Below are 17,405 nucleotides of genomic sequence, written 5' to 3' on the forward strand. Positions count from 1 at the left end.
CGCCCTCCTCAGAAATCGAAATTGACCATTCGAAACATGATGAAATCGCCAAAAAGCGCCAATATTCCAAATATCAGGAATACCGGCGTTATCAGCGGGCTACCCCAAATATCTCCATAATAGCTGGGAGCAACTATAAAAAGTATTCCAAACATAACCAAGGGAAATAAAGATATTATCCATGCCGATGCTCGGCCCTCGGCGGAAAGCGCCTTGATCTTCAGCCTCAATTTCTGCCGCTCGCGGAGCGAAGATGAAAGATTCGATAGCATCTCGGTCAGGTTGCCGCCGGTCTTGGCCTGAATGGAGAGTGATATGGTAAGGAGATGGAGGCCTTCAAAGCCGACGCGTTGCGAGAGTTTGCGCACGGCCTGTTCGAGGCTGAGGCCAAAGGTGATTTCGTCGGAGACGATGCCGAATTCGGTACCGAGCGGGTCTGGCATCTCACGTGCCACAAGCCCGATTGCCACCGATGTCGGATGACCGGCGCGCAACGAACGCACGATCATGTCGAGTGCGTTGGGAAGTTGGGCAGCAAATTTCTGGATTCGCTTGTTGCGTGCACGGCGCAAGACGAGAAGCGGCAGGATAAGGCCGACGACAAAAAAGGCGATGATCCCGGCCACAGTCGAAAAGCCCAGAACCAACGGCAGCACCAGGGCCGACACCAGACCGGCCAACAGGAATACCGCGGCAAAGGCCAGGGGGTTACCAGTTATGCCGGATTGCGTGTAAAGCCGGTTGAGCGCGACTGCGCCGAAGATGAAGTCGCCAGTCGCCGTCAGGCCACGTTCCTGCAACAGGCCCTGCAACGTCTGTTCGGCCGGGGCCTCCTCTTGCAACCGTTTGATACGCCGGTTGACGGTGGTGATGCGCGCGCGCCGCCCTGAAAATGATACGTAGAACGATTCCGCAGCGAGAATGACCGAGGCCGCTGCCAGCACGTAGATGAAGTAGAGTAAGGTCTGTCCGGTCGGCATCAGAGCGGAACCTGAGGATTGAAGGCATCCTTGGCAAACTGATGGCCAAGCGTCGCCGCCTCCTGGGCAAAGCGCGGTCGAACACCGGTGGCGCGAAAGTCACCGACAATGGAGCCGTCGGCGCCGACGTCGCGGCGCACGAAATGGTAGATTTCCTGAAGCTGGACAACGTTGCCTTCCATGCCGGTCAGCTCCGATATGGACGTTACGCGCCTGCCGCCATCCGAAAGACGCTGCGTCTGCACGACAATATCGATGGCCGAGGCAATCTGCGCCCGGATGGAATCGTTGCTCATCGGCATGCCGGCCATGCCGACCATCTGCTCCAGCCGCGAGATCGCGTCGCGTGGCGTGTTGGCATGGATGGTGGTCATCGACCCCTCATGGCCGGTGTTCATCGCCTGCAGCATGTCGAAGGCTTCCTCGCCGCGTACCTCGCCCACGATGATCCGATCGGGCCGCATGCGCAACGCGTTCTTCAGCAATTCGCGCTGGCGCACCTCGCCCTTGCCCTCGACATTGGGCGGACGCGTCTCCAGCCTGCCGACATGCGGCTGTTGCAGCTGCAGTTCGGCCGCATCCTCGATGGTGATCAGTCTTTCTCTCGAGGGGATGTAACTCGACAGCGCGTTGAGCAAGGTCGTCTTGCCGCTGCCGGTGCCGCCCGAAACCAGGATCGACTTGCGCGATTGCACGGCGATGCGCAGGAGATCGACCATCGGCGGGCGGATGGAATTGAATGCCATCAGGCGCTCAAGCGAATAGGGATTCTTTGAGAATTTGCGGATCGACACCAGGGGCCCATCCACGGAGATCGGCCGCACCGCGATGTTGACGCGCGAGCCGTCGGCCAGCCGCGCATCGACCATCGGCGCCGATTCATCCACGCGCCGCCCAATTGCCGAGACGATCTTGTTGATGATACGCAGCAGATGCGCCTCGTCGCGAAAACGAATCCCGGTCTCCTCGATCACGCCATATCGCTCGATGAAGACGCGCTTGTGGGTGTTGATCAGGATGTCGGCAATAGAATCGTCCTTCAGCAGCGGCTCGATCGGTCCCAGCCCGAGCATCTCGTCGGCGGTGTCGCTCGTCAGTTGGTCGAGTTCGCGGGCATTCAGCGGCACGTTGCGGCCACGAACGAACTCACGCACGATCGGGCGGATCTCGTTCAGGATCTCGTCCTTCGACGATGTTTCAAGCGCCGCGAGGTTGAACCGGTCGATCAGATGTCGATGGAGATCGACTTTCAGCGCCAGGAACTCGTCGCCATGCGGTGCCAGATCCGGAACTGGTGGCGGCGGCGGTGCAACGGGTAGCGGTGCCCGTTGGGTTACTTGCTGCGCCAGCGGCTCGGCTGCCCCCTTGATGAAACGGCCTAACATTTTGTGCTGCCCCCGAATTCTCGTGCCCTGAGACTATTTGTTGACCGGGAGCTGCGCGCACCGCCGGCGAGGCCCACCTGGGTCACGCCGCATGCGCGATCCTGAAGCCGTCTCGCGAACCGCTCCCCACTCTCCGCCTGCCCCGTTTCCGATCGCCTCGACACAACGATTAGCCCCGCTAAATTCGTAAGGCATAAACTAACCATTAACCACGGGAGGGGGCAAGCGTCTGGCGGCGGACCGCAAGTCAATACTTGCAACATAGTTAAGGCCTCTGTCCAAAAAACGTCGTTCTTATTTTGTCTGAGGCGCCCTCCCACCCGGTCTCACGGAACCTTACAGACCGCAACAGGTGGTGCGGAGCCATGAACAAGGTGTAACCCCTTAGATATAAAGGAATATGCTGTACGCCTAATATATTATCGGCATACCCCCAACTGCGACGGAATTGTGAACGAGTGGTTAAGAGCGCTTGAAAAATTAGTCGAATCAATCCTTTGCCAAGATCTAGATCGGCTCGAATCTTGGTAGATCAGGTATTCAAACGTTAACGAACTCTTAATCCCGTTTGACTCTGCTTTTTCGTGAGACCTAGGATTGAGATGACGGGGGATGCTTGGGTATGGATTTCATCTCTGGCTCGTCTCGTCGGGTTCAAACCTCCAAAAGGGAGAAATTGACATGAAGAAGTTCATGACGATGACCCGGCAGTTCCGCGACGACGAAAACGGCGCTGCCATGGTCGAATACTCGATCCTGATCGGTCTAATCAGCGCCGCGGCAATTGCGGCGATTGTTCTGGTCGGCGGTTATGTGTCCACGTCGTGGAACACACTGACCAACGCGCTCAATCTGGGCTGACTACAATTTAGGCCCAGGCTTGGTCCCGGCTCGATCGGCGCCGGGACCAAAGCATCTCGTCGGCGGTGCCGCTGGTCAATTGGTCGAGCTCGCGAGCATTCAGCGGCGCGCGTTGCCGCCACGAACGGACTGACGAACGGGCGGATCTTGTTCAAGACCTCGTCCTTCGACGCTGTTTCAAGCGCCGCATGGCCGATGAATTTTCTGGCCTTGAAAGTGGATTTCCATCGACATCTGATTGATCGGTAAACTTGTGGGGCGCTGTTAACTCCTCAGAAGCCATCCGCTTGCGTCATCGACCGGCAAGTGCTTGCGCTTGGCAGTGTCTGGGGACTTTTGCTTTGATCTGATCTTTGCAAATACTTCGCTTCATAGCGGCGCTGATGGTCGTCTATGTGCATGCCGCCATGACCGCACCGCTATAACCGGGTCAGGCGGCCTGGCGTCTCAAAACGTTCAGAGTGTCGGCGTGCCGGGGTCGATATTTTCTTCGTCATATCCGGCGTCATCATCGCCAGAACATCCGTCGGATTGACTTGGCAGGAGTTCGCATGGCGGCGCTGGCGCCGCGTGTGCCGATCTATATTGTCGTTTGCATTCCTGCCGCGCTCCTAATGTCAGGCCCGGATGTTGGCTAGCGGAATGTGGCCGCCACGTTCCTGCTGTGGCCAGCAACCGACGTCATGACAAAACCTTGCTGCCTGTCGCATGGACCCTTTGTTTCGAGGTCCTGTTCTATGCAATGGCAGCCTTGGTGCTCTGGAACCGCAGGTCGCTTTAGGTCGTGCTCGGATTGTATGGTTCGGCGATGCTGCTTCGCCCGATAGGTCCGGTGTATCCAGTTTGTAGGCAACGCGATCATCATGGTCCCACTGTGGATCATCATCCATCCGACCTCGCCCGACCTGATTATCGTGCTGACGTTGGCGGTCTGTGGGCTGATCGGCTGGACGGTCCACGTCTGGATCGAGAAGCCGCTTTTTAAAGCGCTCAAAACCGCGCCACCCATGATTCAAGCCTTTGGCTCCAAGAGCCGACGCGCTGTTCTTTAGGGCTCACGGCGGGCTGGATTTGCAGGGGTGGCCTCTCGCCAGTTTGCATTCTGGACGCGATACGTGCATGACCCCCTGCTCCCCACCCATTGCCCTGCTGGCCCGACCAGGCTGCCGACTGCGCATAGTGCTAAGTTTGCGATGCGCAAACTTAGCACTGGGAAAGGGCTCCTGGTGGTGCCCCGGAGCCAATACTTACAACATAGTTAAGGCTGCCTTCTGGAAAATATCGTTTTTATTCTGCCTAGACGCCCCTCTACCCAGCCTCACGGAACCTTACAAGCCGTAACAGGTGGCGCAGCGTCCACAAACAAGGCGTAACCCCTTAGATATAAAGGAATATGCTGTACGCCTAATATATGATCGGCATACCCCCAACTGAGACCGAATTGTGAACGAATGGTTAAGAGCGCTTGAAAAATTAGTCGAATCAAGGTCTTGCTCAAATCTAAATCGGCTCATAGCGCGGTAGATCAGGTATTCAAACGTTAACGAACTCTTAATCCCATTTGACTTCGCTTTTTCGTGGGACCTAGGATCGAGATGACGGGGGATGCTTGGGTATGGATTTCATCTCTGGCTCGTCTCGTCGGGTTCAAACCTCCAAAAGGGAGAAATTGACATGAAGAAGCTCATGACGATGACCCGGCAGTTCCGCGACGACGAAAACGGCGCTGCCATGGTCGAATACTCGATCCTGATCGGCCTGATCAGCGCCGCAGCAATTGCGGCGATTGTTCTGGTCGGTGGTTATGTGTCGACCTCGTGGAACACACTGACCAACGCGCTCAATCTGGGCTAACCAAACACTCTGGGCCCGGCTGGTCCGGGCCCAAAGCTCTACAAGGGGCGGGCGACGAGCGTTTGCCCGGGGAACAAGGGGCTGGGTCATGCGTGCCAACACTGTCATTATGGTTGTTCTCGCCGGCGTGTTCGGCGTTATTGCGGTTGTCCTCGCCAACATCTGGCTGGCAAATCAGCGAGATGCGATGGCACAAACAAGTGAAGTCCCGCGCGATACGGTCGTCGTCGCCGCGGTGGGGCTGAAGTTCGGCGACACGCTTGACGCCGACAAATTGCGTGAAGTTGCATGGCCATCTGGCGCTGTTCCGGCCGGTGCCTTCAAGACGACAAAGGAACTGCTCGCCGGTGACGGCTCGAAGCAGGCGTTGCAGGCGATCGGCGTCAACGAACCGATCCTCGCCACCAAAATTACCGGCCCCGGCCAGCGCGCCACGCTATCGGCGGTGCTCGGCGAAGGCATGAAGGCGGTGTCCATCCGCGTCAACGACGTGCTCGGCGTTGCCGGCTTCGTCTTTCCGGGTGACCGGGTCGATGTGCTGCTGACTCGTACGGTGCGAAGTGAAGATGGCCCGGACCAGAGTTTTGTCGACGTGCTGCTGCAAAGCATGAAGGTGCTCGCCGTCGACCAGGTTGCGGACGAAAGCAAGGACAGCCCAACGGTCGTCAAATCAGTGACGCTCGAGGCCAGCACCAAGGATGCGCAGAAGCTCACCTTGGCCGCCGGCGCGGGCCAGTTGTCCCTGGCGCTTCGCCAGGCAGCCGCCAGCAAGGGCGAGACGACCGAGCGCGTGACTCTTTCCGACCTGACCGGGGAAATGCCGGCTGACGTCGCCAAAAGGCAAGCCGAGCTCGCCAAACAGGCTGCAGCCGACGCTGCTGCCGCAGCCGATCGCCAGCTCGCGGAGGACGCGCGCAAGCGTGCCGACGACAAGATTGCTGGATTGGCACAGGCAGTCGACCGAGTCGGAAACAAGCTCGACGATCTGAGCAAGATCAAGCCGGCTCCGGCCGTGGCAACGGCCCCGGAAGCGCGGGAAGTTGTTAAGGAAGTAGTCAAATATGTCACACCCGAGCCCCCGTCGCGTGCTAGCGTGGGCGTTTTTCGGGGTGTGAAGCTTGAGACATATGACGTGCCGCGACAACAATGATAAGATGCGCTGAATAAAGTGGCTGCCACCGGCGAATAAAGTGGGGCTGCCACCGGTAGCGAGTGGGGAGTTGGGGATGCAGTGGACTTGGTTGAGAATGGCGGCGGCCGCGTTGTTCTGTACGGCAGCGCTGTTTCTGTCGAGCCTGGCGGCTGAGGCGGCCGACCGCTTCATCGACGTGTCGAACCCCAGCGTCCATAAGATCTTCCTGCCGATGTCGCAATCGGTGACGATCCAGGTGAACGCCACTCTGGGTGACATCGTCGTCGGCGACGAGAAGATCGCCGATGCCCAGCCGATGACCGACCGCACGCTCTATGTCATCGGCAAGGGCGCCGGCACCACCACGGTCAATCTCTTCTCCACGGACAAGCACTCGCTCGGCGTCATCCAGATCGAGGTCGGCGTCGACGTCAGCGACATGGCGCAGGCGATCCGCCAGGTGGCGCCAAGGTCGCGCGTCGAAGTCGGTTCGGTCAATGGCAGGGTCAGGCTTGGCGGTCATGTCAAGGACGGCGCCACGCTGGCGGCGATCATGGAAGTGGCGCAGCAATATGGCCCCGATGCCATCATCAACTCCGTCATCGTCGACGACAGCCAGCAGGTCAACCTGGAAGTGCGCGTGCTGGAAGCCAAGCGCAACGCCGGTCGCGACGTCGGCGTTTCCTTCGTCGGGCGCAGCGATGCAACCAAGTTTGCAACCGGCATTGGCACGGTTGACAGGGACAGAGACCCGATTGGGGTCGGAAGTCTGGTCCCCGGACTCCTGTCGAACGCCAATCCGTTCGCGGCGCTGATCACCCAAATCATCGACAGCAACATCAAGGTCGACATGGTCATCCAGGCGCTCGAGGCCAAGGGTGTCGTGCGCATGCTGGCCGAACCCAATCTCACCACGCTTTCAGGCGAGCCGGCCAGCTTCAACGCCGGCGGTGAAATACCCATCCGCAGCCTCGACAGTAATGGCCAGCCCATCATCCAGTACAAGCAATTCGGCGTCAATCTGCTGTTCACGCCGATCGTGCTCGACGACGGCAAGATCCATATCCAACTGGCGCCGGAAGTCAGCGACCTGACTTCCTTCACCGTTACCGGCGACCCGATCTTCACCAACCGCAAGCTGTCGACCGTCGTCGAATTGCGCGACGGCCAGAGTTTCGCCGTCGGCGGGCTTCTGTCCAGCAAGAACACCAAGATCCAGAAACAGGTGCCGTGGCTTGGCCAGGTGCCGGTCGTCGGCGCGCTTTTCCGCAATTCGGACAACCAGAAGGAAGAAACCGAGCTGGTCGTCATCGTCACGCCGCATGTCGTGCGGCCGGTGAAGCCCGGCGAGCAGCTGGCGACGCCGTTCGACAAGACACGGCCGGCCAACGACCCGGAATTCTTCTTGCTGGGCCAGCTCGAGGTGAACAAGGACATGATCCGAAAATATGAAACAGGCGACGGCGTCACCGGCCCCTATGGCCACATGCTCGACTTCAAATCGAAGGACAAGATGATCTATGTCAAGAAATAGCCTCTTGATCCTCATCCTGTGCGCCAGCGCGCTGTCAGGCTGCGCCGCGGACTATCTGAACAACTACGATACGGTGACCTTGGCCGCCGGCGACACGCAGAAGTTCAACTCGCTGCTGCAGACGGTCGACCCGCTCAACCCGGCTTCCAAGAACACCAGGATCGAAGGCGACGGCACGCGGGCCGCCGCTGTTGCAAACAACTACAGATTTCCGCCGCCGCCGCCGCCACCGCCAGCGATAAATGTCAATGTCGGCGGGGCAGGGTCGGCTGTAACGACGACGACGACGACGCCGTGAACTGAACAGAAGGATGCGGTTTTAATGCGCCAGGCAATACGAGGAAAGCCGGCGTCAGGGGAGCAAAGAGTAAGGCCATGCTGCGGACCATTCGCGCGTTCTGGCACGATCAGAGAGGAGTAGCGCTGATCCTCGTCAGCGTCACGCTGCCGGCGATCATCGGCTTTTCGCTGCTGGCGATCGACATGAGCCGGGTCAATAACCTGCACAATGATTTGCAGAAGGCGGCGGATGCCTTTGCATTGGCCGGAGCCGCCGAGCTTGATGGCTTGCCCGGGTCATGGGTCAGAGCCGAACGCGCCATGGCGACGCTGGTTACCAACGAGGCCACTTTCTCAACCGTTGGTCCTACTGGCCGGTTCAATTTGACTTCCGGGGAGCCAGGCGGCACCGCACGATGCAACAGCTCCGGCAACATTTCGTGGTGTTTCCTGAAGACCATACCCGCGTCAGACGGAACTCTCGTCACCAGCGCAAACTATGCCAATGCAACGCAATCTATCGGCGAAGATGAAACCGCATTCATTGAAGTGAAGGTGGCGCCGACTGGTTTCGCCGCGATATTCCCCGCGTCGTTTCTGACGGGCAACTCGGCCAGCAACGGCTTCAACGTTGCTGCCCGGGCGACTGCCGGGTTTACGTCGGGCGTCTGCGATTACACGCCCGTTTTCATGTGCAACCCGTATGAGGATACAACCCTCACCGGCGGCGTCACGCTGGAACAGGCGGCGCAAACCAGGCAATACCGCCGCCGCCAAATCATGCTGCGCGGAGACGGGTCTTACTTTCCCGGCAACTTCGCTTTCCTGGCTTCACCGTTTGGCAACGGCGCCAATCAGCTCGAAAAGATGCTTGCCGACTCCAAGCCGCAGAATTGCTATTCGCGCGACGGCGTCGACACCGAGCCGGGACAGAATGCGGGTCCGGTGCTGGATGGCATCAACTCGCGCTTCGGTATCGATGCGTCATCGTTCTCGGACGGGCCTGCGGTCAATGTACGCAAGGGTGCCATAAACTGGGATCAATTTGTCAAGAACAACAAGGTCAACTACCAAACAGACCCGACCAAAGGCATCGGGCTTGAACGCGACTCGTGCCAGATCGCCGGCAACTGCACCATGATGGGCGGTCGCATGGGCGCCGGCGATTGGAACTTCGCACGCTACTGGGCCGCCAATCATCCGACACGTGCGGTGCCTACGGCTCTATCAGGAACCGGTGCCAACCTCCCGACGCGGTATGAGGTTTACCGCTACGAGATCGATCCCGACGGAAACCCGCTCACCAATGACAGTATCGTCGGCGATGCTTCGGTTGGAGGTGAAAAAGGCACGCCGCCCGCAGGAGCCGGCACCCCGATCTCGACGCCCGACCGCCGATTGCTTTACGGCGCAATCCTGGACTGCAATGCGCTCAAAGCTTCGGGCACGAATTTCAGCGGCCGCCAGACGGGCATTCCGGTCAGGAGATTCGGCAGCTTCTTCATCACCGAGCCGATCATAGACGGTAAGAATATCTACGTCGAGTTGGTCGACATCACCGGCAAAGGCGGCAGCGGTACGCTCGACAACTATCTGCGCGACGAAGCGCAGCTCTACCGGTGACCGCGATGTTCAAGATGCTGTCCCGATATCTCAGTCGATTTCGACACGACCAACGCGGTGCAGTGATTGTCGAGATGACACTGATCACGCCGCTGATGCTGGTCCTGTCGGCAGGAGTGTTCGAGTTCGGCAACCTGATCCATGACAAGCTGCTGATGGAGGCCGGGCTTACAGACGCCGCCCGCTTTGGCGCGCGTTGCAACAGCCAGATGTATACCGATGCGGGGCTGGCGGCGATCAACTGCGCCACCATGGCCGCGAACATCGCAGTGTTCGGCAACCCGACCGGCACCGGCAGCGCGCGCGTCAGCGGCTGGCAGACATCAGGGGCGACATCGTATGCGACGGTGACGATGAACAACTCATGCAAGGATACCGTGTCGGGCGGCGTTACCCAATATCGCTCCACCACGGCACAAGTCTGCACCGTCCGTGCGGTCGGCTCGTACCCATACGCGGGTGTTGGAATGCTGTCGTTCATCGGCATTGGGCCGCTCACGATTCATGGTTCCCACGACGAGCGGTTGATCCGGTTCTGACCATGCTCAAGCGTTTTGCAAAATCGGAAGACGGCGCGGCGATGGTGGAAATGACCATCGTCTCGTCGCTGCTGTTCTCGCTTGTCCTGGGCTTCGTCGATTTCGGCTATGCGTTCTATCAATGGAACGAGGCGACGAAGGCCGTCCAGATCGGCGCCCGGCTGGCGTCGATCTCCAATCCGGTTGTCAGCAATCTGACGGCCGCCGCCCCTATCGCTTCGCCGGGTGCCCCCGTCGCGGCAGGCGCCTATGGTCCGTTTTCCTGCAAGTACACCGGAACCACCGGTGCATGCAGCAATGGCGGCACATTCGATGCTGCCGCCTTCAGCCGTATCTTCCGCGGCGACACCGCCAACACCGCCAACGACGTCTGTCCGGCGCTGGCCGCCAACCAGCGGCCAGGCATGTGTCACTTCTTCGCAGGACTACATCGCGACAACGTCGTCGTCACCTACGCGGCAACCGGTCTCGGCTACCAGACCCGTCTGGGTGGACCGGTGCCGACAATCACCGTGAACTTGCAGAATTTAACCTTCCAGTTCTTCTTCCTGAAGTTTGCGGACATCAACATGCCCTCCATGCTGAGCACGGTTACGGGCGAAGACCTGAAGGCCTCCTTCCCATGAATGCCATCAACACCAAGGTTACGCCTACCAAGCGAAAGCAGGTGGCGCTGTTCTCGTCGGATCCGAACTTCAAGCGCGAGGTGGCGACGCGGCTCGAAGCGCTGGCAATCTACGATGTCAGGGTTTCCGAGACGGCCGACTTCCACAAGGGACCGCCCGCCGACACGCGACCCGGCATCGTCATCCTAGATCTCGGCAATGGCGAGGTGCTCGGCCAGGCCGGCATCGTCGAGGCGCGGTCCAAATGGGCAACCGTGCCGCTGATCGCGGTTTCCGACGAGCTGACGTCGGAACAGACGCGCGTGCTGGTGCGCATGAACGCCTCGGACTGGCTGCACAAGCCGCTCGACGGCAAGGAATTGCTCAGCGCGGTGACCTTCCACGACACCGGCAACCAGGGAACGAAAAGCCGGATCATCACCTTCGTCAGCGCCAGCGGCGGTGCCGGTGGCACGACACTCGCTTTGTCGGCGGCCGAATTCCTGGCCTCGAAATCGGCCGAACGCGCGGGTTCCACCTGCCTGGTCGACCTCGATTTCCAGAGCGCCAATTGCGGTGCCTATCTCAACCTGTTCAACCAGTTCGACCTTGCCGGCATCATCGGCCAGCCGGAACGGCTCGATGTCGAGCTGATGGATGTCATCAAGCTGTCGCGCCCGTCCGGCCTCACCCTCTATGCGTTCGAGAGGCCGCAGCTGCCATTCGAGCCGCACGGCAGCGATTTCGTCTTCCGGCTGCTGGACCTCGTCGCCTACCGCTTCGACGACATCGTCATCGACCTGCCCAACCTCGAAACGCCCTGGCACAATTCCGTGCTGTCGACGAGCGACGAGATTTTCATCGTCTTCGAACTCAACGTCGCTTCGCTGCGGCAAGGCAAGCGGCTCTACAGGAAGATCCGCGAGTTGCGCGGCAATGCGGTCAACATCACGCTGGTCGCCAACAAGCACAAGCGCAAATGGTTCGGCAACCACTTCTCGCGCAGCGAGCTCGAGAAGATCTTCAAGGCGCCGCACATCAAGTCGGTCCCGCTCGACAATGCGCTGCTGACCGACGCCTTGAATCGTGCGATCCTGCCTTCCGAAGTCGATGGGCGGGCGCGCTTCAACAAGGACCTGAAGCGGATGTTCAAAGAGCGGCTCGATGACGCTGCACGCTAGCTACCGGATCGTCCAGGGGTTGGCCTACGCCAGCCTGCTGGGCGCGGCGTTGGCGCTACCAGTCCAGGACTTCGCCCAGGCGAGATCGAGCCTTTCGGATCGGCCGCCGCTGCCGGCAATGGGCCCCAGCCTGCGCAAGACGGTTGCCTTCGCGACCACAGAGCAGCCAGGAACCATCATCATCCGCAAGACCGAGAAAGCGCTTTACCTGGTGACCCGCCAGGGCCAGGCGCTCCGCTACCAGATCAGCGTCGGGCGCGACGGGTTTGGCTGGACAGGCATCGTCCAGGTGGGGGCCAAGACCGAATGGCCGGAGTGGCGCCCGCCGCAGGAAATGCGGGCCCGCCAGCCGGAGCTGCCGAAAATGGTGCCCGCCGGCCCCTACAATCCCCTCGGCGCAAGGGCGCTCTACCTGCTTCGCGACGGTCGCGACACACTCTACCGTATACACGGCACCAATGATCCGTCTGGTGTCGGGTTCGACGGGACATCGGGATGTTTTCGGCTTACAAACACCGATGTGATCGATCTTTTCAAGCGCGTCGCGGTTGGCGCGAAGGTGGTGGTCCAATGACGATGCTCAGCGAACCGGACATGCCGGCGATCGATATCGGACAACAGGAGCAGCGCGAACAGGTCGCTATCGAGAAACCGAGCAAGATAAAGACGATCGGCATTCTCATCGCCAGCGGCGGCTTGCTGCTCACCGTGGTCAACATGGCGGCCGCGATTTATCTCTATCGCGGCATGAACGACTTGCGTTTTGTCGAAGCGCGGCTGGAGCAGCTCGGGGCGTTCGAGCAGCGGATCGCGGCACGGCTCGACACGGTCAACAACGGCTTCCAGAGCCGGTTCGAGAAACTGGACAGCCAACTGCAAGGCAGTTTCAACGAGATCAATAGCAACGTTGCCCAGCTGGCACTGACTAGGCCGATCGCCGGCGACGAGGCCACGCCGGGTGCTCCGGAACCGCCCGAGATCACCACCAGCACGCTGGCTGAGGCGCCCGAAGCTGTCGAAGGCGCGAGCGCGAGCGAATCCGGTGTCATCGAAGCGCCGCGTGCGCCCAGGAAAAGGGCCGCACCGGCGTCACCCCCTCCCCCAAGCTCCAACTACCAGCGCATCCAGCAGCCTGACGGCAAGGTCTATTACAAGAGGGTCAATTAGACCTCGTAGGCCATGGATTTGGGCAGGGCGCAGGTGGCGAATGGCACCTGCTCTAGAGATCGCGCCGCAGGGCCAGGATGCGGACGGTTCGGGCTTCTGACCGCGCCCGCGCTTCGGCGAGGAAGGCGACGTGGCAGTATGCACAGGCGGCTGTGCCCAGAAGCAGCAACAGGCTGCCCTTCAAGGTGAAATCGACCGTCAGCGAGAATGGAAAACCACTGGGCGACGTGAATGTAGCGATCGTGCTCGCCGTTTCCGAGTGGCTGCCAGCCGCGATCATCAGCCCCGCGAAAATCAGGGCGATGTGGTTGGCGAGGAAGAAGAAAGCCGACCTTCTGGTGTGGCATGCTATCCAGCAGACGATCGATGCGACAGCAAGGACGGCGGCGTCGGCAACCATCGAGCCACCCAGATTGGCATCGACCTGCTGCCAAAGCATCGTCGACAACGGGCGCAGTTCAAGCCATATCCACCATGCGGTGGGGCTGGCTGGATAGGCTCCCAACAAGAAAGTCGCCAAGCGCTCCCCTGCCAGGATCGCAAGAATGAGAAACGGGAAGGCAAAAAGCAGAAGCGGCTTGCGTTTCATGGTTCCCTCGCCAATCTGCCCGTGACGATAGACCGCGAAGATTGCACAAGCCTTAACGCCTTTCGCCGCCACGAAGCGCCGGCCCGCAGCGAGGGGCCGCCCGCTCTACGGGACGCTCGGGCTCGGGCGGAACCGCCCGAGGCGAAATAGGCGCCACGGCTGGACGGCAGCAGTCGCGGGCCTGGGAATCGATCAAAGATTGAAGACGTGCGAAGCCGTCAGCCCGGCGAGCAGCACGCCCGCAAGGAGAGCGATGATCGAGGCGAGGAACCAGCGCAGCGTGACCTGATAAACCGGCTCGTCATCGTCTCGTGGGAGCAACGACCGCCACAGCGCAACGAACTGAAGGACGATGGCCAGTGCCAGCAGCAGCGTCGCCAGGATCGACGCAAACGTCCATCCGCCCTCGACTTCGAAATTCCAGTACCGCAGGAAAAGAAGCGAAAATCCGAGCAGCACGGTGATCGCGGAGATGACACCTTGTCGGTAGCCAGCGGGCAAGGGAACTCTGCGCTGAAAACCTGTTTCCTGCTGGCGATCGATCTGGCGATCGGGATAGTCGTCCGGGCGGTTGGGCTGGTCGGTCATGCGGTTCACAATATCGCCGGCGTCGGCATCGTCAAATGGTGACGATTTTCAAGGTATCGCTCGCCATAGAAGATGCGATCTTCTTCCGCTTCAAGGTCGGGAAATCACACCTTCCCGCGGCGCCCGTTCGAGCAGCCCGGCCTCTACGAGAACAAAGGCGCCGCTGCAGGGGAGCAGTTACCAAGAAGGCCACCCTACACGTCCTTGTCCTCGAGCGCCCTGCGCATGCGCCTGATCACCGCGGCGCGACCCCGTTCATCGGTCGCGGCGCTGACCGCCTCGTTTACGTCCAGGCGACAGCGTGGTTGCCTTCGATCAGCCTTTCCATGTCGGCTGGCGCGGATGGATGTCGTCCTTGAAGGCGTCGAAGCCCTTCCAAGCAGGTTCGATCAGATCGCAGCCCGGCATGGGCGTGAAGGGCGACGGCTCGCTGAGCTGCATCGTCGGGATGTAGCGCGGACAGTTCGGGAAGATCACGCGCGCCTCCACGCGCACCATCATCTGTGCGCCGACCGTCCTGCCTGTTAGCGGATCGTCTCGGTCGATTCGGGCGGCGCCGTTAATGCGCAGGCGGCGCGGTGTGCCGTGCATGGCGATGAACAACAGTGCGACGTTCGGATTGACGTCGAGGTTGCCGAGGCTCCTGAACATGCCGTTGCCGTCATAATCCGGGAACGCCAGCTCCGACGGCCCAATGACACGCACGAAGCCGGCGGGGCCGCCCTTGAATGAGCAATCTGGCCGTCCCTCGGCGTCGACAGTGGCAAGAAAGAAGTAAATCGCATTCTCGATGAACGCCTTATCCTCGTCGGTGAAGGCCGTCCGCGCCATCTCTGCCAGGCGGTCGGCGATGCGCCGGCTCTCGAAGCGGTCCTGCAGAGAGCGATTGCCTTCGTGGTAGAATGCTTCGCTGGTCATGGACGTTCCTCCTTCACAACTCGGGTCTTGGTCCGATCCTAAGTGATGCGGCAAGTCGTACGTCAGGCGCGAGGCGCTCGTCGCGCGTAGCATGGGCTGCCTGCGATGCAATCGCGAGAGCACCAGATCGCGCGAGCCCATGCCCATCGCTCTGTACGCGATCCTCGCCATCACTTCTCGAATGACGGATCTTGGCCGGGCGCATCGTCTCATTCCGGAAGCACTGAGGACCCCTATCGTTTTACACGATATCAAGGGCCGATCATATCGGAGTGTCGAACTGCAATGGTGTCGCGCCTGGCGCGTGCCCTAGTGGGCGCCCGGTCCCGTCGCCGCATGCAGGGGGCCCAAAGCTGCAAGACATCGGCTTCGACCTTTAAGCTGACGTAAGGTCAGAAAGTCAATGACTCGAGTGCACCGCTCCAATAAGCTGGTCCTTGATGGTCGGCGGGGAGTTAGCCACGCAACCCTAAAAATCCAACCCAGCGCGGTGCGAAGAATGATACTCAGGGAGGGTATCAATGAGTTCATACGATTCCGACAAGGTTGCCAAACTTCATCGGGAATTGCACAGCCATCTTCCGCCTGAATCGGCGCTTCGCCTGAGAGCACTGGAGACGGTTCTGGTCGAGAAAGGCTTTCTGGCGGCCGACGCCGTGGACAAGTGGCTCGACGACTACTCGGAAAACGTAGGTCCGATGAATGGAGCCAAGGTCATCGCGCGGGCGTGGACTGATCCTAAGTTCGCGGAACGCCTGGCGAAACATGCCGCCGAGGCGTTTTCGGAAATCGTCCCAAACGTCAGGAAGGACTACCCCCTTGTCGCAGTGTTCAACACGCCGGAGATCCACAACGTTGTCGTCTGTACCTTGTGTTCCTGCTATCCGGTTGGAATCTTGGGAATGTCTCCATCTTGGTACAAGTCGACCGAGTACCGGGCGCGAGTGGTCCGCGATCCGCGTGGCGTTCTCGCCGAATTGGGAACCGACCTGCCGGACACGGTTGAGGTCACGGTGTGGGACTCGACTTCAGACCGGCGGTACATGGTGGTCCCGGAGCGTCCAAAGGGGACGGACGGCTGGACCGAAGAGGACCTTGCCGGCCTCGTGACGCGCAATGCAATGATCGGGACGATGAGGGATCTGTCGCCAAAGCAGGAGGTGGGGTGATGGATACGGTACACGACCTCGGCGGCAGGCAAGGGTTCAGACCGATCCCAAACGTCGCAGAAGATGACTCGGCGCTGTTTTCCGATGAATGGAAGGCGCGAACATGGGCGATCGCCATGATGTCGATGAAAAAGCTGACGACGGATCGCACGGGCTGGACGCTCGATTGGTATCGCCACGTCTTGGAAAGGCTTCCCCCGGACGCCTACCTCGGCCTCGACTATTTCGAGAAGTGGATTCTGGCCATGATGGTCACGTCTGTGGATGAAGGCGTCGCGGGCGTTCAGGAGTTCGTCGACGGCAGGGCCTCAAGTCGAACCTTCGAATACGAGGCGCCCAGGCCTGCGGTCGAGGTCTCGCCCACAGGGGCAAGGTTCAAGGCTGGCGACAAGATTGTGGCACGGCGCGACGTCGCCACAATGCACACGCGGCTGGCTGGGTATGTCCGCGGCCGACCCGGGGTTGTCGACAGCGTGAACGGACCACAGCCCTTGCCCGACGAGAAAGCTGTCGGCACGATACGGCGCGAGCAGACATACGTCGTGCGGTTTCGCATGTCGGATCTTTGGCCTGAAGCCGGCGACAGCGCAGACAGCCTGCGGATCGACATGTGGGACAGCTATCTTGAGCCGGCCTGAGATTGCCCGTCGCGCGCGGCGCCATCGCGATGGCGAACCTGTCTTCTCCGAGCAATGGCACGCTCAGGTCATTGCGTTGGTCGAGCTGCTCATCGCCGACGGAAAGATCGAAGCCGAGGATTGGTCTCAGACCTTGGGCGCCGAGCTTGATCGACGGGCGACCGATACAGCCATGGACCCCGACGCGATCTATTACGGGGCCTTTCTCAGCGCTCTGGAGCAGATACTCGACAGGAGCCAGTTCGCCCTGCGAGCCGAGGTGGACAGACGCCAACAGGATTGGCGAAACGCCTACCTGACTACACCGCATGGCAAGCCAGTGGCCCTGGCTCCGCAAGCAGATTCAATTTGACCGTAAGCAGC

20 protein-coding genes are annotated in these 17,405 nt (G+C 60.3%); 15 read left to right on the top strand and 5 right to left on the bottom strand.

Translation table 11 applies throughout. The features are described 5' to 3' along the window. Window positions 1–8: 8 nt before the first annotated feature. Window positions 9–980: a type II secretion system F family protein gene (locus CGZ66_RS23545; RefSeq protein ID WP_095088503.1), complete on the bottom strand. Its 972-nt coding sequence runs from the start codon at window positions 978–980 to the stop codon at window positions 9–11. Next, window positions 980–2,365: a TadA family conjugal transfer-associated ATPase gene (locus CGZ66_RS23550; protein ID WP_095088505.1), complete on the bottom strand. Its 1,386-nt coding sequence runs from the start codon at window positions 2,363–2,365 to the stop codon at window positions 980–982. The genes CGZ66_RS23545 and CGZ66_RS23550 overlap by 1 nt, the downstream gene beginning before the upstream one ends. A gap of 681 nt (window positions 2,366–3,046) precedes the next feature. Here CGZ66_RS23550 and CGZ66_RS23555 point away from each other — a divergent pair. The 12 genes from CGZ66_RS23555 to CGZ66_RS23610 all read left to right on the top strand — a co-directional run bounded on the left by CGZ66_RS23555 (window position 3,047) and on the right by CGZ66_RS23610 (window position 13,140). Beyond that, a complete protein-coding gene (locus CGZ66_RS23555) occupies window positions 3,047–3,226 on the top strand; it encodes a Flp family type IVb pilin (protein WP_095088856.1) in 180 nt (59 codons plus the stop codon). 863 nt (window positions 3,227–4,089) lie between these two features. Continuing rightward, on the top strand, window positions 4,090–4,278 hold the full coding sequence (locus CGZ66_RS23560) for a hypothetical protein (protein WP_095088507.1): 189 nt from the start codon (window positions 4,090–4,092) through the stop codon (window positions 4,276–4,278). A gap of 622 nt (window positions 4,279–4,900) precedes the next feature. Next, the gene (locus tag CGZ66_RS23565) at window positions 4,901–5,080 is read left to right on the top strand and encodes a Flp family type IVb pilin (RefSeq protein WP_095088858.1); all 180 of its coding nucleotides are present in this window, start codon (window positions 4,901–4,903) and stop codon (window positions 5,078–5,080) included. A gap of 88 nt (window positions 5,081–5,168) precedes the next feature. Then, on the top strand, window positions 5,169–6,230 hold the full coding sequence (gene cpaB / locus CGZ66_RS23570) for a Flp pilus assembly protein CpaB (protein WP_095088509.1): 1,062 nt from the start codon (window positions 5,169–5,171) through the stop codon (window positions 6,228–6,230). Between the two features lie 76 nt (window positions 6,231–6,306). Beyond that, a complete protein-coding gene (locus tag CGZ66_RS23575) occupies window positions 6,307–7,746 on the top strand; it encodes a type II and III secretion system protein family protein (protein ID WP_095088511.1) in 1,440 nt (479 codons plus the stop codon). Continuing rightward, a complete protein-coding gene (locus CGZ66_RS23580) occupies window positions 7,733–8,044 on the top strand; it encodes a hypothetical protein (RefSeq protein ID WP_095088513.1) in 312 nt (103 codons plus the stop codon). Before CGZ66_RS23575 ends, CGZ66_RS23580 begins: the two co-directional genes overlap by 14 nt. 77 nt (window positions 8,045–8,121) lie before the next feature. Continuing rightward, window positions 8,122–9,648, top strand: a complete 1,527-nt coding sequence (locus tag CGZ66_RS23585; protein ID WP_095088515.1) for a TadE/TadG family type IV pilus assembly protein — start codon at window positions 8,122–8,124, stop codon at window positions 9,646–9,648. Between the two features lie 5 nt (window positions 9,649–9,653). Beyond that, window positions 9,654–10,187 carry a TadE/TadG family type IV pilus assembly protein gene (locus CGZ66_RS23590; protein ID WP_245331186.1) on the top strand — a complete coding sequence of 178 codons (534 nt, stop codon included), beginning with the start codon at window positions 9,654–9,656 and terminating at the stop codon, window positions 10,185–10,187. Window positions 10,188–10,189: 2 nt separating this feature from the next. Next, window positions 10,190–10,813, top strand: coding sequence for a TadE/TadG family type IV pilus assembly protein (locus CGZ66_RS23595; RefSeq protein ID WP_095088519.1), 624 nt, complete (start codon window positions 10,190–10,192; stop codon window positions 10,811–10,813). After that, window positions 10,810–11,973 (top strand): CpaE/TadZ family protein, encoded by a 1,164-nt coding sequence (locus tag CGZ66_RS23600; protein WP_095088521.1) that lies wholly within the window; start codon window positions 10,810–10,812, stop codon window positions 11,971–11,973. The genes CGZ66_RS23595 and CGZ66_RS23600 overlap by 4 nt, the downstream gene beginning before the upstream one ends. After that, window positions 11,957–12,547 carry a L,D-transpeptidase gene (locus tag CGZ66_RS23605; protein WP_095088523.1) on the top strand — a complete coding sequence of 197 codons (591 nt, stop codon included), beginning with the start codon at window positions 11,957–11,959 and terminating at the stop codon, window positions 12,545–12,547. Before CGZ66_RS23600 ends, CGZ66_RS23605 begins: the two co-directional genes overlap by 17 nt. After that, window positions 12,544–13,140 (top strand): hypothetical protein, encoded by a 597-nt coding sequence (locus CGZ66_RS23610; protein WP_095088524.1) that lies wholly within the window; start codon window positions 12,544–12,546, stop codon window positions 13,138–13,140. Before CGZ66_RS23605 ends, CGZ66_RS23610 begins: the two co-directional genes overlap by 4 nt. Before the next feature lie 52 nt (window positions 13,141–13,192). Here CGZ66_RS23610 and CGZ66_RS23615 read toward each other — a convergent pair whose 3' ends face one another. The 3 genes from CGZ66_RS23615 to CGZ66_RS23625 form a co-directional block, all read right to left on the bottom strand. Then, the gene (locus CGZ66_RS23615; RefSeq protein ID WP_095088526.1) at window positions 13,193–13,729 is read right to left on the bottom strand and encodes a hypothetical protein; all 537 of its coding nucleotides are present in this window, start codon (window positions 13,727–13,729) and stop codon (window positions 13,193–13,195) included. A gap of 192 nt (window positions 13,730–13,921) precedes the next feature. Further along, on the bottom strand, window positions 13,922–14,317 hold the full coding sequence (locus CGZ66_RS23620) for a hypothetical protein (protein WP_206073755.1): 396 nt from the start codon (window positions 14,315–14,317) through the stop codon (window positions 13,922–13,924). Between the two features lie 315 nt (window positions 14,318–14,632). After that, entirely contained in the window at window positions 14,633–15,376 is a 744-nt protein-coding gene (locus CGZ66_RS23625; RefSeq protein WP_206073756.1) for a pyridoxamine 5'-phosphate oxidase family protein, read from the bottom strand. 380 nt (window positions 15,377–15,756) lie between these two features. On the opposite strand from CGZ66_RS23625, the gene nthA reads away from it, so the two are divergent. From nthA to CGZ66_RS23640, 3 genes are read left to right on the top strand one after another with little or no spacing between them, the layout of a single operon-like run. Next, the gene (nthA, locus tag CGZ66_RS23630) at window positions 15,757–16,404 is read left to right on the top strand and encodes a nitrile hydratase subunit alpha (RefSeq protein ID WP_095088529.1); all 648 of its coding nucleotides are present in this window, start codon (window positions 15,757–15,759) and stop codon (window positions 16,402–16,404) included. After that, window positions 16,404–17,042 carry an SH3-like domain-containing protein gene (locus tag CGZ66_RS23635; protein WP_095088531.1) on the top strand — a complete coding sequence of 213 codons (639 nt, stop codon included), beginning with the start codon at window positions 16,404–16,406 and terminating at the stop codon, window positions 17,040–17,042. Before nthA ends, CGZ66_RS23635 begins: the two co-directional genes overlap by 1 nt. After that, window positions 17,029–17,394 carry an SH3-like domain-containing protein gene (locus CGZ66_RS23640; RefSeq protein ID WP_095088532.1) on the top strand — a complete coding sequence of 122 codons (366 nt, stop codon included), beginning with the start codon at window positions 17,029–17,031 and terminating at the stop codon, window positions 17,392–17,394. The genes CGZ66_RS23635 and CGZ66_RS23640 overlap by 14 nt, the downstream gene beginning before the upstream one ends. Window positions 17,395–17,405 lie beyond the last annotated feature (11 nt).

The organism is Mesorhizobium sophorae, assembly GCF_002270415.1.
GTDB classification, from domain to species: domain Bacteria; phylum Pseudomonadota; class Alphaproteobacteria; order Rhizobiales; family Rhizobiaceae; genus Mesorhizobium; species Mesorhizobium sophorae.

What these genes read in the sequence shown, in the direction of transcription:
- CGZ66_RS23635 (WP_095088531.1), top strand. Translation starts at nt 16,404, where the DNA reads ATGGATACGGTACACGACCTCGGCGGCAGGCAAGGGTTCAGACCGATC.
- nthA (WP_095088529.1), top strand. Translation starts at nt 15,757, where the DNA reads ATGAGTTCATACGATTCCGACAAGGTTGCCAAACTTCATCGGGAATTG.
- CGZ66_RS23545 (WP_095088503.1), bottom strand. Translation starts at nt 980, where the DNA reads ATGCCGACCGGACAGACCTTACTCTACTTCATCTACGTGCTGGCAGCG.
- CGZ66_RS23600 (WP_095088521.1), top strand. Translation starts at nt 10,810, where the DNA reads ATGAATGCCATCAACACCAAGGTTACGCCTACCAAGCGAAAGCAGGTG.
- CGZ66_RS23555 (WP_095088856.1), top strand. Translation starts at nt 3,047, where the DNA reads ATGAAGAAGTTCATGACGATGACCCGGCAGTTCCGCGACGACGAAAAC.
- CGZ66_RS23585 (WP_095088515.1), top strand. Translation starts at nt 8,122, where the DNA reads ATGCTGCGGACCATTCGCGCGTTCTGGCACGATCAGAGAGGAGTAGCG.
- CGZ66_RS23610 (WP_095088524.1), top strand. Translation starts at nt 12,544, where the DNA reads ATGACGATGCTCAGCGAACCGGACATGCCGGCGATCGATATCGGACAA.
- CGZ66_RS23565 (WP_095088858.1), top strand. Translation starts at nt 4,901, where the DNA reads ATGAAGAAGCTCATGACGATGACCCGGCAGTTCCGCGACGACGAAAAC.
- cpaB (WP_095088509.1), top strand. Translation starts at nt 5,169, where the DNA reads ATGCGTGCCAACACTGTCATTATGGTTGTTCTCGCCGGCGTGTTCGGC.
- CGZ66_RS23575 (WP_095088511.1), top strand. Translation starts at nt 6,307, where the DNA reads ATGCAGTGGACTTGGTTGAGAATGGCGGCGGCCGCGTTGTTCTGTACG.
- CGZ66_RS23560 (WP_095088507.1), top strand. Translation starts at nt 4,090, where the DNA reads ATGGTCCCACTGTGGATCATCATCCATCCGACCTCGCCCGACCTGATT.
- CGZ66_RS23590 (WP_245331186.1), top strand. Translation starts at nt 9,654, where the DNA reads ATGTTCAAGATGCTGTCCCGATATCTCAGTCGATTTCGACACGACCAA.
- CGZ66_RS23580 (WP_095088513.1), top strand. Translation starts at nt 7,733, where the DNA reads ATGTCAAGAAATAGCCTCTTGATCCTCATCCTGTGCGCCAGCGCGCTG.
- CGZ66_RS23620 (WP_206073755.1), bottom strand. Translation starts at nt 14,317, where the DNA reads ATGACCGACCAGCCCAACCGCCCGGACGACTATCCCGATCGCCAGATC.
- CGZ66_RS23625 (WP_206073756.1), bottom strand. Translation starts at nt 15,376, where the DNA reads ATGGGCTCGCGCGATCTGGTGCTCTCGCGATTGCATCGCAGGCAGCCC.
- CGZ66_RS23605 (WP_095088523.1), top strand. Translation starts at nt 11,957, where the DNA reads ATGACGCTGCACGCTAGCTACCGGATCGTCCAGGGGTTGGCCTACGCC.
- CGZ66_RS23615 (WP_095088526.1), bottom strand. Translation starts at nt 13,729, where the DNA reads ATGAAACGCAAGCCGCTTCTGCTTTTTGCCTTCCCGTTTCTCATTCTT.
- CGZ66_RS23595 (WP_095088519.1), top strand. Translation starts at nt 10,190, where the DNA reads ATGCTCAAGCGTTTTGCAAAATCGGAAGACGGCGCGGCGATGGTGGAA.
- CGZ66_RS23550 (WP_095088505.1), bottom strand. Translation starts at nt 2,365, where the DNA reads ATGTTAGGCCGTTTCATCAAGGGGGCAGCCGAGCCGCTGGCGCAGCAA.